Source organism: Polaromonas vacuolata (assembly GCF_012584515.1).
GTDB classification, from domain to species: Bacteria; Pseudomonadota; Gammaproteobacteria; order Burkholderiales; family Burkholderiaceae_C; genus Polaromonas; species Polaromonas vacuolata.
Map to the genome: position 1 here is coordinate 3,240,806 of NZ_CP051461.1, position 13,850 is coordinate 3,254,655.

A 13,850-nucleotide genomic window follows, 5' to 3' on the forward strand; every position below is an offset into this window, starting at 1 on the left:
AAGCGGCAAAAGCCCGCCCAAGTCTGCGCAAACACCCACTAGCGCCAACAGACTAAAAACTCGTTGCTAGAATCCATTCATGCGTGCGTTTATTTCCCTCTTATTGTGTCTTGCTGTGGCCTTCCAAGGTCTGGCGTATGCACATACATTCGAGCAGCTTTGCGCGATGGAGCAGGGAATGCAGGTGATAGTCATGGATCACTCAGCCGCTATAAGTGACTGTTGCAATGATGCAGACACGGCAGCAAAAACCGGTCAGACATGTAAGACCGCTCAATCGTGCGCTCCTCTGGGCACTTTTGCAGACGCATTGCTCGACGCAAAAAATATCCGCCCTTTGGCCGTTGTTCCTCAGTTGGCGGGCGTTTTGTTCATGCCGTCGGCTGACCAATCGAGCATCTGGCGACCGCCGCTGCTTAGCTAACTCCATTTTTCTCAGCGCTGTTGCAGCTACGCTTTTGCGTGGCTGTCACCGCAATTCGTGCGCGTTATGGCCTAGCCACAACGCATCACCACTGATTTGGACTTTAGCTAATGCCCTTTTTTATTCGCCCTTGGACACCCTTAGGTGTGCCCCAAAAATTCGTGCGCAGCGCTACTGCGGCAATCTTTGCCGCGACCTTGTTTGCTGCTGATTTTTCAGCGTTGGCACAGACCGGTCAGACCCAAGGACAGCCGTCACTGACACTAGAGGCGGCCTTGCAAGCCGCACAAAAGCGCTCGCAAGCCTTGCCAGCACAAGACGCTGCGGCCACAGCGGCGCGCGAGCAAGCGGTTGCCGCAGGACGTTTGCCCGACCCCATGCTGCGTTTATCGGTTGATAACTTACCGGTTGATGGCGCTAAGCGCTTTAGCTTGACCGAAGACTTCATGACCATGCGCTCAGTCGGACTGACGCAGACTTTCACACGAGAAGATAAGCGCCGCGCCCGCTCAGCGAGTTTCGAGCGCCAAGCCGATACGGCGCTCGCCGCGCGGGAAATGGAGTTGGCCAACCTCAGGCGCGACACCGCACTGGCTTGGTTCGAGCGTTATTTTCAACAACAGTTAGTCGACATACTGTCAGCGCAACGCGCCGAAGCCAAGCTACAAATAGCCTCGGCTGACGCCGCCTATCGCGCGGGACGTGGCAGCCAAGCCGACGTCTTTTTAGCGCGCTCAGCAGTTGCACGACTAGACGATCGTATTCGCCAAGCGCAAGCGCAACTAACCAACGCCCGCACCCTGCTGACGCGCTGGATTGGCGACGTGGCCGCCGAATCCTTGGGCGCGCCACCCAGTATTTCGCAGACCCGCTTGACGCTTCCAAAGCCAGATGCGCGGTTTGATCAACACCCCGATATCGCCGTGTTGATCTCAAAAGAGGCGCAAGCCAAGGCCGCTGCCGAAGTGGCTCGGCAAGACAAACAGGCGGATTGGAGCGTGTCGCTGATGTACGGCCAGCGCGGTCCGTCTTTTTCCAACATGGCCTCGGTAGTCCTCAGCGTGCCGCTGCAATGGGATCAAGCCAATCGGCAAGACCGTGAACTCGCAGCCAAGCTGGCCAAGGTCGAACAAGCCCGGGCCGAACGCGAGGAAATGACGCGCGCGCGCAGGGCCCAAGTACAACGCTGGCTGGATAGCTGGCGCAGCGGTGTTGAGCGCATGAATGAGTACGACGCCAACTTAATACCGCTGAGCATTGACCGCAGCACTGCCGCGCTAGCTGCCTACAGTGGCGGCAAGGCCAGCCTATCCAGCGTGATTGACGCGCGCTTAAGTGAAGTCGACACGCGCCTAGAAAAACTGCGCATTGAAATGCAAACCGCCGACCTTTGGGTAGAGCTTGAATACTTGATGCCAGAAGACTCTACGGCATCAAACACAGCAGCAATGAAATCAAATAGCAGCCCAGGAGCACAGCCATGAAACTCAAAATAATTGTAATTAGCTTGATCGCTGCGGGCGCTTTGGGTGCTGCCGGCTTTGGCGTTTACCGCGTGGGTATGCAGCGGGGTATGACTATGTCGAGTGCCGACGCGGGCGCTAATCCCTCCGTCAATGTCGCCGCCAACGCAGCAGCACCTACAGCCATGCTTGACCCGTCGAATTGGGGCATTCCTGAAGGCGAAGCCGCGACGCGAAGGCATATTGAAAACAAGCTCAAAGCCGGTGAGATTGACCCGATGACGGGTCGAAAAATTCTTTTCTACCACGACCCCATGGTGCCGGGAAAAAACTTTGAAGATCCTGGCAAATCGCCCTTCATGAACATGATGCTAGTGCCCTCTTATGCCGGCAGCGACGGCGCAGACGGCAGCAGCGTGACCGTCAGCTCACGGATTCAACAAAACATTGGCCTGCGCACGGAAGCGGCCACTGAAGGCGTGTTGACGCCCGAGATATCGGCCGTCGGTGTGATTGCCTGGAATGAGCGCGACCAAGCCACAGTGCAAGCCAGAGCCATAGGTTTTGTCGAAAAACTGCATGTGCGTGCGACCTTTGACAACGTGCGTAAAGGCCAAGCACTGTTAGATCTTTACGTGCCCGATTGGGTCGCCGCACAAGAAGATTTTTTAGCCGTAGGCCGTATGCAGGGCAGCAACTTAGCGCCGTTAAAAGATGCCGCACGCTCGCGCATGCGCCAGGCCGGAATGGATGATGGCCAGATTCGCTTGGTGGAATCGACCGGCAAGGTGCAAGCCCGGGTAACTATTCGCGCCCCTATAGACGGCGTCGTCACCGAGCTGATGGCGCGCGAAGGAATGACGGTGATGCCAGGCATGACGCTGGCGCGTATTTACGGCACAGCCACAGTTTGGGCGAATGCAGAAGTACCAGAAAGCCAAGTCGCACAACTCAAAACGGGCACGCGGGTTGAGGCCAAAAGTCCAGCACTACCTAACGCGCGCTTTGAAGGGCGTGTGCAAGCTTTGCTGCCCGACGTGAACCCACAAACACGCACACTAAAAGCGCGTATGGAAATCGCCAACACCGATAAGCGATTAGTGCCTGGCATGTTTGTTCAGATGACTTTTGCGCCTTTAAAAGCCGATAAGACGGTGCTAGTGCCAACCGAGGCCATCATACAAACTGGCAAACGCAGCTTAATTATGTTGGCGGAAGAAGGTGGGAAATTCAGACCAGTTGAGGTCGTTATTGGTCTTGAAGCGAACGGGAAAACTGAGATTAAAAGCGGTGTCAAAGTGGGCCAACAAGTGGTCATGTCAGGCCAGTTTTTAATTGATTCAGAAGCCAGCCTCAAAGGCGTAGAAGCGCGTTTAAACCGAGACGCTGACACCGCTACAGCACCCGCCGCACCTGCCGCACCCGTTGCAATGACACAGATGCATAAAACCAAAGCGCATATCGAAGCCGTCACAGGCGACATGCTCACGCTCAGTCATCCCGCGATTGCCTCGCTCAAGTGGCCGGCCATGACTATGGATTTCAAGCTCATGCCGGGTAGCGGTGACGCCAAGGTTGCAGCCGGTCAAGACGTCGACATTGAGTTTCGTATGCCAGAAGATGATGGTCCGCAGATCATGAAGATTCAGCGCAATAAAACAGACAGTACCAAGGGAGTCGCGAAATGATTGCTCGGCTCATTCGTTGGTCGATTGTTAATCGCTTCTTGGTTTTATTGGCGAGTTTAATCATCACCATCTGGGGCGTGATATCGCTCATGCGCACGCCGCTCGATGCGCTGCCGGACTTGTCTGATGTGCAAGTCATCATACGCACCAGCTGGCCAGGCCAAGCGCCGCAACTGGTGGAAAACCAGGTGACGTATCCACTCACCACCACCATGCTGTCAGTGCCCGGTGCTAAGGTGGTGCGGGGTTACTCCTTCTTTGGCGACAGCTATGTTTACGTGCTGTTTGAAGATGGAACGGACTTGTACTGGGCGCGCTCCCGGGTGTTGGAATATTTAAACCAAGTGCAGTCGCGCTTACCGCCCACCGCCGTTTCTTCCTTGGGGCCGGACGCTACTGGCGTTGGCTGGATTTTCCAATACGCGCTGGTCGATAAATCAGGCACGCAAGACATTTCACAACTGCGTGCGTTGCAAGATTGGTTTTTAAAGTTTGAATTAAAAACCGTGCCCAACGTCGCCGAGGTCGCCACCATAGGCGGCATGGTGCGGCAGTATCAAGTCGTGCTCGACCCCGACAAATTGGCCGCTTATCGCATCCCGCAAAGCAAAGTCATAGAAGCGATTCGCAGCGCTAACCAAGAAGCCGGTGGCTCGGTGTTGGAGATGGGCGAGGCCGAATACATGGTGCGCGCCTCGGGTTATTTAAAAACACTGGATGACTTTCGCGCCATTCCTTTGATGACAACCGATGCCGGTGTTTCGGTGCGGCTAGCCGATGTGGCGCGAATTCAACTCGGCCCAGAAATGCGCCGCGGCATAGGCGAGCTCGATGGTGAGGGTGAAGCCGTTGGCGGCGTGATCGTCATGCGCTCTGGCAAGAACGCGCTGGAAACGATTCAAGCAGTGAAAGCAAAATTGGCCAGCGTGCAGCAAAGCCTGCCCAAGGGCGTAGAGATTGTGCCGGTCTACGACCGGTCTAGACTGATAGAGCGAGCCATCGACAATCTAAGCTATAAGCTGATTGAAGAGTTCATAGTCGTGGCCTTGGTGTGCGCTATTTTTCTGTTCCATTTGCGCTCGGCGTTGGTCGCCATCGTCTCTTTGCCGCTAGGTATTTTGATGGCGTTTATCGTCATGCAACACCAAGGCGTTAACGCCAACATCATGTCTTTAGGCGGTATTGCTATCGCGATTGGCGCCATGGTCGATGCGGCGGTGGTGATGATAGAAAACGCGCATAAACACTTGGAAGCTTGGGAGCACAAACACCCGGGTGAAAAACTCAGCGGTGAGACGCGCTGGCATGTCATAGGCGATGCGGCGGCTGAAGTTGGGCCTGCGCTGTTTTTCTCACTGCTCATCATCACCTTGTCTTTTGTGCCGGTGTTCACGCTAGAAGCGCAAGAAGGGCGAATGTTTTCGCCGTTAGCTTTTACCAAAACCTACTCCATGGCAGCTGCCGCTGGTTTGGCGGTGACGCTGGTCCCGGTCTTAATGGGCTACTTGATTCGTGGGCGTATTCCGAAAGAAACCGCCAACCCGCTGAACCGTTGGTTGATCGCTATTTACCGGCCCATGCTTAACGCCGTGCTGCGGTTTCCAAAAGCCACCATCAGTGTGTCGGTGTTGTTGTTGGGGCTAAGTCTGTGGCCGCTGCAACATATCGGTAGCGAATTCATGCCGCCTTTGGACGAGGGCGATTTGCTCTACATGCCTACCGCCCTACCGGGATTATCGGCCGGCAAAGTAGCGCAATTACTGCAACAAACTGACCGCTTGATTAAAAGCCTGCCCGAAGTCAAAAGCGTTTACGGTAAAGCCGGACGCGCTGTGACCGCGACTGACCCAGCACCGCTGGTGATGTTAGAGACCATCATCCAATTCAACCCCAAGGAGACTTGGCGGCCCGGTATGACTACCGACAAATTGGTTGATGAGCTCGACAAAATTGTCCGCGTACCCGGTCTTACCAACATCTGGGTGCCGCCGATTCGCAACCGCTTGGACATGTTGGCCACGGGGATTAAAAGTCCGGTCGGCGTGAAAGTCTTGGGGCCCGACCTCGCCACCATAGACCGACTAACGGGTGAGATTGAGCGTTCACTTAAAACCGTGCCGGGCGTGAGCAGTGCGTTTGCCGAAAGGCTAACCGGTGGGCGTTATGTCGATGTGGATATCAACCGCGACGCAGCAGCGCGCTATGGTCTGAACATTAACGACGTTCAAGCCATCATCGCCTCAGCAGTAGGCGGCATCAATATTGGCGAGACGGTGGAAGGCTTACAACGCTTTCCAATTAACGTGCGTTATCCGCGTGAGATTCGGGACTCATTAACGAATCTGCGCACGCTGCCCATAGTCACAGCACGCGGCCAGCAACTGGTGTTATCCGATGTTGCCAAACTAAGCATCACGGATGGCCCGCCCATGCTGCGCAGCGAAAACGCCAGACTTGCCGGTTATGTCTACGTGGACATTCGTGGTCGCGATCTGGGCTCGGCGGTGCGTGAGATGCAAAGCACTGTGGCCGCAAAAGTAAAACTTCCGCCCGGCTACGCGGTGTCGTGGTCAGGGCAGTTTGAGTTTCTTGAGCGGGCAACGGCCAAGCTCAAATTAGTGGTGCCTTTTACGCTACTGATTATTTTCGTCTTGCTTTTCATTACCTTCAAAAGCTTTGGCGATGCGCTGCTCATCATGGCTACCCTGCCTTTCGCTTTGATAGGTGGTATTTGGTTGCTTTATCTGCTGAACTACAACTTGTCGATTGCCGGTGTGGTGGGCTTTATTGCGCTAGCCGGTGTGGCCGCAGAGTTCGGTGTGATTATGTTGCTCTACCTCAAGCAAGCATGGACCGAAAGGCTAAATCAAAACAAGACCAGCGAGGCGGATTTATTGGACGCTATTCGTGAAGGCGCTGTGCTGCGGGTCAGACCCAAAGCCATGACGGTAGCGGTGATTCTGGCGGGCTTATTACCCATCATGTGGGGAACGGGCACGGGAAGCGAAGTCATGCAGCGCATCGCCGCACCCATGGTGGGTGGCATGATTACCGCCCCGTTACTGTCTATGTTTGTGGTTCCAGCGGTCTTTTTATTGATGCGCAGACCGGGACGCAGACGGGCGCCTTGGACGCGTCGTAGCGCGGCGAGTGAGATCTCTGCGCGCTAAATTTTTGTTCGCCGACGGAGATAGTTTTTATCTGTCTTCGTCGGTATTCATAGACTTTTTATCAACTAATTTTTTCAACAATAAGAAAAAAAATAATCGAGTCAAGCACTTAGTCCTTGCGACGTATTGCTTGAAAACTATCACGGTAGTGCCCAAGTGAAATGGGTTATGGCAATGAAGTTAGTCTTTAAATAAATGCTTCACAATGCTGTCCATTTGTGAGGCGCAACACAAGAAAGCAGAGGATAAAAAAATGATGAATGGAATGAACGGAATGGGAGAGATGATGAGCGGAGGCATGATGTGGGGCATGGGTCTCATCGGATTGCTGGTCTTGCTGTTGCTAGTGCTTGGCTTGGGCGCACTGATTAAGTATTTGTTTTTTGACAATCAAAAAAAATAATTTCCACTTAGCGCCCCACGCACTGCGCATCGAATTAACACCGCGTTATGCGGCGTGGTTTTTTGGTGGCGCCGGCAGGTTTGCAAAATATTTTCTGCGTGACATAGACGTGTTTACGGAGTCGATTTTTGCCCCTTTAAAACCGGCCCTAATATTCATTTATCAAACTAAAAATACCCACGTCTAAATCATTGCTCAGCTGTGGATTTCCTAAAAATATCTGCTTACATCGCCATCAATATATTGCCCTTGCAGTTAGAAACTTTTGTACTGACTACTAAGATGTTGCAAACTTAAATGACGGAAATTTGCACGATGACAAAAAAGCATATTTTTTATATAAGCACCATTTTTTTAGTCCTATTTTCAGGAGAACTCGCCATGGCAACTGAAGAGCCCTCATTCACCGCCAGCTTGAAAGAAAGTGACTTTGAAGTGCGCAGCTACCCCGCGCTGTTAGCCGCGCAAGTGAGCGTGACCGGTACGCGTGATGAAGCCTCAAGTGCCGGATTTAAATTGCTCGCCGGTTATATTTTTGGCGCCAACACAAGCCGTCAAAAGCTAGACATGACAGCGCCAGTCGTGCAATCAAAATCAACTAGCCAAACCATTGCCATGACCGCGCCGGTCACACAAATAGCTGTCCCAAATAGCGCCAACGTTTGGACGGTTAGGTTCACCATGCCAGCGGGTTTCACCTTGGCTACATTACCAATCCCAAATGACGACAAAGTGCAACTGCTGGAGCTGCCGCCAGCACGTTATGCAGTCGTCACATTTTCCGGTTTGGCGCATGAGGACGATGTCGCTGAAAAAACCTCCGAACTGACCACCTACATGACTAAACACGCTTTGCAAGCAGCCGGCCCGCCGGCACTGGCACGCTACAACCCGCCGTGGACGCCTTGGTTTATGCGGCGTAATGAAGTCCAGATTGCGCTGGCGCCTTGAAGGGGTGGGGCGACGTTGGTCGATCAGCTAAGCAAGCGCGTTCGCTGGCCCCGCTTAAAAGCTGCAGCCAAGTACTGCAGAATAAGCAGCCATTTAGACAGAAATTAAAAAGGTAGCTGATTAACCCCAATAGGGAACGTACTCTGCAAACTTCTTGCCACTGCCGACGTCCTTGCGCTTAATTCGCCCAGCCTTTGCAGCACCCAATGCCGAGCGCAACTTGTACAAGGTGCAAATGCTGCTGGGCCAACACGATCCGAAGGTGACGATGTACTACGCGCACTTGTTGCCGGGGCATTAATCGAGGCGGCGAATGTTGTAGGAAATTTGGTGGGGTTATCGTTACGCAGGCAATTCGCCGAAAGCTAAAAATGGCTCAGGAGGATCTTGGCGCAAACTGATGTATTGGGCACGCCATTGATCGACCTTTCGCAGGTCAGACAACGGAAAGAAAGTATCTGCCACTGCTTCACAAGTTTCTAAAGCAATTTCCGTCGCTAACGCGGGATCGCCGTAGGCTGCCTTGAAAACTCCCCGAATCTCGCAGACTCCTTCTTCAGCGGCCAATCTCGCCGGCTGGCCACCTTCACTGGCATCATAGACAACGGTGACCTTCAGGTCGTAAGGTGTTCCGTTTGTGAGTTCAGCAGCACGGTTTTCGCCCAAGTCAAAAAACACCCCGATCAAATGAGCGCTGATCTTTTCAAGCGCTTTGCCAAGTTGATCTTCAACGGTTTGCTTTTTACTGACTGTTTTCCGTAGATGCGCTTCGAAAGCGTTCGGAAATGCGGGGCGAGCATACCGCGCAGCCAGCCATTGTTTGAGAGCTCGCTTCTCGTCGTCAGGAAGCACCCAAGCACTGTCTGGCTTGGCGCGTCCTGCAAGAAACTGTTTGGAGATAGTTTGCTTGGGCGTTATTTGCAGTTCAAGAAACTGCTGGGCGCCACCTGACGTGTTGAACGCCAAGTGCAGACGCCGAATATTGCGAGCGCGAGCATACTGCTTGTCTTTTTTGTCGACCACATCCCCAACCATTACCTCGAGTTTCGCCTCTTTGTCATTCGATAAATCACAGTCGTGCGTGATGACGATGGCCCGTTTAAGACTCGAAGATGCCTCATCGAATAAGCTGGCCGCGATGGCCTCAGCTTGGGCTATTACGCTGCCCTGCCTCCAAAGCGTTGCACGTCCGAGCATAGTTTTCCCTTATACATCTTCGCGCGAAGCGGGGATCGATTGAGAGGCCAGCCAGTCCGAGGTCGACTTTGCCTTCGATTTGGCAAGACCTGATCTCTCGTAGGCAAGGTCCATGCGACGAGACTCAGAAATCAACACATCCACGGCCGCGCACCAATCATCTCTGGCCTTCACGATGTCCAAGAGAGAACGACCACCAAAGGTCTTCATTTTCAGAAGGCTGCCAGCACGGGCAACGCCAGCCTCTTTGAAAGAATCTGCGATGTAACTTAAGGCCTGAATACGATAAAGTTTTTCAGGCTCTGGTTTTGAATCGTTCGACAGCCACTTGTAAATAGCTTGTCTCGAAACATCAAAGACCGATGCCAAATCTGAAACAGCAGGATTCAGTACCGTACGAATATTCTCCAGATGCTCAAGAGGAGTGCGAACGTCAACACGCTCAGCATAATTATCAGAAGGTGCGCATGTCTCCTGGATGAACGGAACCCGGTGTTTAAGGTAAGGCAGCCAAGTGTCCGAGCGATCCATTCCGTAAGCGCTGCCGGTCCCCACCAACATCACCACAAAAGCGGTCTGTACGGCGCTGCGCAAAGGTTGTAGCGGATTTACACCTACGGGGTAATTTGCATACATTTCTAATCTCCCTTAATCAGCGCCAAACTTCTTCGGCATGAGGCGTAATTGTCGCTTCGAAAGACTGCTTAATTCCCGCGTGTAGCGACGCCATCTGTTGTTTGATCTGTTCAAAATCAATAGGCATTGTGCCTTCGACGAAATGATCGGCATCCATCACGGCGTGGGAGGCTACATCGTTTATCTGAAAGCGAGACATAGGCTGCAGTCCATGAGGAATCAGATCTGGCGGATAGCCCAAGAGAGCTGTTGCACAATATATACGCGCAACCAAAGTCCCGGATTTCACCAGTGGTCCCGTTTCCGTTTCAAATACTGATTCGCTCATCGAGTAGCGCTGCTTCGCACCGAACGATACCCCTTGTAGGCCACCTGCCAAATACTGCGACACGGTCTCACCTTCGCCGGGGATCACTGCATCAAGGTAGCGCAGTCCCAAACGCGCAATGTGCTCTAAAGAAACAACCTTATGAACAGCTTGTAGTCCTTGCACTAGTTCCGGCAAGAACTCATTTCGAGTTTCGTAATGCGTTGTGTGGAAAGCAAGAGAGGATGAACTCAAAATAAAACCAGCAGTCCTATCGGACTTTGAAATTATCCAATTGGTCACCTGCATTAATTCGGGCTTAGTCGGCACTTGTCCTGCAAACCCCGCGAATTGCAACTGCGTAATTTCTTGCGATTCGAAAAGGGTATATCCCTCGCGACGCAGAATGTCTTGAATTTCATCGACGTACTTTGCCATGGCGGCAACAGGATTGAACTGCGCTTGAGCTAGGGCGTAGTAAACAGGCGCTTTGGTCATTTTCACGCGTTCTCTCCTTTGGTTAATCGCTTAGCAAGTCATCGCCCCGGTTGTCACAGGGGTTGTCAGTTTACATTATGGTTGACACCGCATCAAGGGAAATCGTTTGTTGACTCAGCGACTTCGCTGGCGTTGGTCGCGCATCCCGGCTTGGGCCAGCCGCCCAGTGTCTGCCGTGATGCCGTCGTTAGTCGGCCACCCCCGTCAGCAGGGTGATTCACATAGCGGCCTTCGCCGGAATGGCCAGACTACAAGCATGACCAGAGCATGTGTGCGATTTAACTCTCTTAACAAACACGCTTCTGAAATTTGTATAGAACGCGCGCACTTTGAACTGCGACATGTGCATAGTCGGAGATAGCTCGGTGTAAGTGAGACGAGAGCTGTTTTAAGACAGTCGGGCTTTCCAGTCCAACTCATTAACCTCGTGCGCCACAGGCACCAAGCTCTCGAGCAAGCTTCGCGACGCATCAGGAATCCAGTATTTTGTAGCCATGTGAAAGCAAGTACTTGATTTGTATAGGTTTTTATTAATTTTCCGGATTCACGTGTGATAAGACTTTAATCACTACGCAAGCTCGGCCAGGTGATGGTAAGTGTCTGATCGAGCAAGCAAGATACCTATTTTTTATTATCAAAAGCGATAAATCAGAATTAATCGTCACGACTTCTGTGGTTTAGAAAAGCTTTCGCCGTAAAACGCAACAAGCAGATCAAATAGGGCAAGCACCTTGAACGCCATCAACATCGCTGTGTTTAGCAAACATGGGTTTTAAGAAGCTTCAGAAACCGCTGCGCTTGGCTGCAGTTTTGCGGCTGGACCAAGGATTTCGTTGGCGCTGAAAACTACCAAGGAAAGAGCTGCTGTGCTTTTCCCAGACAGTCCACAGTAGCAAGTTAAAAAGGTAGAAAAGTAGAAAAGTAGAAAGCAAAGCTCAAGACTTACCGCAACATAGCGCAATCCATAAAGCGCAGAAAACCCTGCCACTCGTCGGCGAAGATTTTCACCGTTTTAAACTTTAATGGCGCTTTGATTCGGGCCTCGGCACAAAATTTTCAGCGCGGTAGTAGCGTCTTTGTGCAGAACCCTTATTTACAAATTTAATCGCACAAAAAACCAGCTTGCGCAACTAAAAAATCCCTCACTCCACCGTCACACTCTTAGCCAAATTACGCGGCTTATCGACGTCGGTTCCGCGTGCTAAGGCGGTGTGGTAGGCCAGCAATTGCAGCGGCACTACGTGTAGCAGCGGGCTCAAATCACCGTAATTTTCTGGCATGCGAATCACATGTATACCTTCGCCGCTGGCGATGCGGGTATCGGCGTCGGCCAGCACATAGAGCACTCCGCCGCGGGCGCGCACTTCTTGCATATTGCTTTTTAATTTTTCTAGCAAGCTGTCGTTGGGTGCGACTGTGACGACTGGCATGGCGCTGGTGACCAGCGCTAGCGGTCCGTGTTTTAGCTCGCCGGCGGCGTAGGCTTCGGCGTGGATGTAGGTGATTTCTTTGAGCTTTAATGCGCCTTCTTGCGCAATTGGGAAATGCAAACCGCGGCCTAAGAAAAGCGCGTTTTCCATTTTTGCAAAATCTTCCGCCCAGCTGATGATTTGCGGCTCTAGTGCCAACACCGCTTGCAATGCAGCAGGCAGGTGGCGCATGGCTTTGAGATGAGCGGCTTCATCGGCGTCGGTGAGTTTTCCGCGCGATTGGGCCAGTGCTAGCGTGAGCAAAAATAAGCCGGCCAATTGGGTCGTGAAAGCCTTGGTTGAGGCCACACCAATTTCAACACCGGCTCTGGTGACGTAGGCCAATTTGCATTCGCGCACCATGGCGGAGGTGGCGACGTTGCAAATCGTCAGTGTCTGCTGCATGCCTTGGCTTTGGGCGTGACGCAGCGCAGCCAAGGTGTCGGCGGTCTCGCCGCTTTGGGTAATGGTCACGACCAAGGTGCGGGGATTGGGCACTGAGGTGCGGTAGCGGTATTCGCTGGCGACTTCGACTTGCGTGGGTATGCCGGCAATCGACTCCAACCAGTACTTGGCGGTGCAGCCGCTGTAGTAGCTGGTGCCGCAAGCCAGAATCAATACCGAGTCAATCTCTTTAAACACCCGGTGGGCGCCATCGCCAAACAGCTCTGGCACTATGCCGACCACGCCTTCTAGCGTGTCGGCAATCGCGCGCGGTTGCTCAAAAATTTCTTTTTGCATGTAGTGACGATACGGGCCAAGTTCGGCGGCACCGCTGTGTGCGTTAACGGTTTTAACCTCGCGCTCTACGCTCTTGTGATCACGGTCTATGACCCAGTATTTGCCCAATTGCAAATCCACCAAATCGCCTTCTTCAAGATAAACAATTTGATCGGTTACACCGGCCAATGCCATGGCATCGCTGGCGATAAAGTTTTCTGCATGGCTTTTACCAACGCCCAAGATTAAAGGTGAGCCGGCACGCGCGCCGACGACGCGCTGCGGCTCGTCTTTGCAAAACGCAGCAATCGCGTAAGCGCCGTGAAGCTGTGCGGTAGTGGCCTTGAGGGCTTCAAAAATATCGCCGTCGTACAGACTGTCCATCAAGTGGACTATGACTTCGGTATCGGTTTGGCTGGTGAACTCGTAACCCTTGGCTTCTAGGCTTGCGCGCAGCTCTTCGTGGTTTTCTATGATGCCGTTATGCACCAGCGCTATCTTGCCGGGACGGGCAACACCGGCAGTCTCAGGGCCCCGGCCCCAACTGAAATGCGGATGCGCGTTGTGCACCGCTGGCGCGCCGTGGGTGGCCCAGCGGGTGTGGGCGATGCCGGTGCCGCCTTGGATGTTGTCGCTGCTGACTTGGTTCTGCAACTCAGCCACTCGTGAGGTGCTGCGGGCGCGCTGCAAGCCGCTGTGCGCTGCATCTTTACCTTGGGCATAGACGGCTACGCCGCAGGAGTCATAACCACGGTATTCGAGTCGTTGCAGACCTTGAACCAAAATAGGAACGATGTTTTGGGAAGAAACCGCCGCAACAATACCGCACATAAAAATTACTCCTGAACTAAAAAATCAAGAATCCAATACTAGGCGCTTTGTATTTTTTTATCTGATTAATTTTTTCTACTTATTGAAATTTAA

General features: G+C 52.8%; 12 protein-coding genes. 7 read left to right on the plus strand and 5 right to left on the minus strand.

The genetic code is table 11. The features are described 5' to 3' along the window. Positions 1-79: 79 nt before the first annotated feature. The 7 genes from HC248_RS14755 (at position 80) to HC248_RS14785 (ending at position 8,400) form a co-directional block, all read left to right on the plus strand. Positions 80-424 (plus strand): hypothetical protein, encoded by a 345-nt coding sequence (locus HC248_RS14755; RefSeq protein ID WP_168923142.1) that lies wholly within the window; start codon positions 80-82, stop codon positions 422-424. 110 nt (positions 425-534) lie between these two features. Beyond that, on the plus strand, positions 535-1,908 hold the full coding sequence (locus tag HC248_RS14760; protein ID WP_168923143.1) for a TolC family protein: 1,374 nt from the start codon (positions 535-537) through the stop codon (positions 1,906-1,908). Continuing rightward, positions 1,905-3,575, plus strand: a complete 1,671-nt coding sequence (locus HC248_RS14765) for an efflux RND transporter periplasmic adaptor subunit (RefSeq protein WP_168923144.1) — start codon at positions 1,905-1,907, stop codon at positions 3,573-3,575. The genes HC248_RS14760 and HC248_RS14765 overlap by 4 nt, the downstream gene beginning before the upstream one ends. Continuing rightward, positions 3,572-6,745, plus strand: a complete 3,174-nt coding sequence (locus tag HC248_RS14770) for an efflux RND transporter permease subunit (protein WP_168923145.1) — start codon at positions 3,572-3,574, stop codon at positions 6,743-6,745. Before HC248_RS14765 ends, HC248_RS14770 begins: the two co-directional genes overlap by 4 nt. A gap of 205 nt (positions 6,746-6,950) precedes the next feature. Beyond that, on the plus strand, positions 6,951-7,148 hold the full coding sequence (locus HC248_RS14775) for a hypothetical protein (protein ID WP_168920682.1): 198 nt from the start codon (positions 6,951-6,953) through the stop codon (positions 7,146-7,148). 381 nt (positions 7,149-7,529) lie between these two features. After that, positions 7,530-8,099, plus strand: coding sequence for an SOUL family heme-binding protein (locus tag HC248_RS14780; RefSeq protein WP_168923146.1), 570 nt, complete (start codon positions 7,530-7,532; stop codon positions 8,097-8,099). 154 nt (positions 8,100-8,253) lie between these two features. Further along, positions 8,254-8,400 (plus strand): hypothetical protein, encoded by a 147-nt coding sequence (locus HC248_RS14785; RefSeq protein WP_168923147.1) that lies wholly within the window; start codon positions 8,254-8,256, stop codon positions 8,398-8,400. Between the two features lie 41 nt (positions 8,401-8,441). Here HC248_RS14785 and HC248_RS14790 read toward each other — a convergent pair whose 3' ends face one another. The 5 genes from HC248_RS14790 to glmS all read right to left on the minus strand — a co-directional run bounded on the left by HC248_RS14790 (position 8,442) and on the right by glmS (position 13,757). Continuing rightward, positions 8,442-9,296 carry a hypothetical protein gene (locus HC248_RS14790; RefSeq protein ID WP_168923148.1) on the minus strand — a complete coding sequence of 285 codons (855 nt, stop codon included), beginning with the start codon at positions 9,294-9,296 and terminating at the stop codon, positions 8,442-8,444. A 9-nt stretch (positions 9,297-9,305) separates the two neighbouring features. After that, the gene (locus HC248_RS14795) at positions 9,306-9,932 is read right to left on the minus strand and encodes a hypothetical protein (RefSeq protein ID WP_202882388.1); all 627 of its coding nucleotides are present in this window, start codon (positions 9,930-9,932) and stop codon (positions 9,306-9,308) included. 16 nt (positions 9,933-9,948) lie between these two features. After that, positions 9,949-10,737 (minus strand): TIGR04255 family protein, encoded by a 789-nt coding sequence (locus tag HC248_RS14800; protein WP_168923880.1) that lies wholly within the window; start codon positions 10,735-10,737, stop codon positions 9,949-9,951. A 92-nt stretch (positions 10,738-10,829) separates the two neighbouring features. Continuing rightward, positions 10,830-10,958 carry a hypothetical protein gene (locus HC248_RS17865; RefSeq protein WP_272953624.1) on the minus strand — a complete coding sequence of 43 codons (129 nt, stop codon included), beginning with the start codon at positions 10,956-10,958 and terminating at the stop codon, positions 10,830-10,832. 921 nt (positions 10,959-11,879) lie between these two features. Next, positions 11,880-13,757 carry a glutamine--fructose-6-phosphate transaminase (isomerizing) gene (glmS, locus tag HC248_RS14805; protein ID WP_168923149.1) on the minus strand — a complete coding sequence of 626 codons (1,878 nt, stop codon included), beginning with the start codon at positions 13,755-13,757 and terminating at the stop codon, positions 11,880-11,882. Between the last annotated feature and the right edge of the window lie 93 nt (positions 13,758-13,850).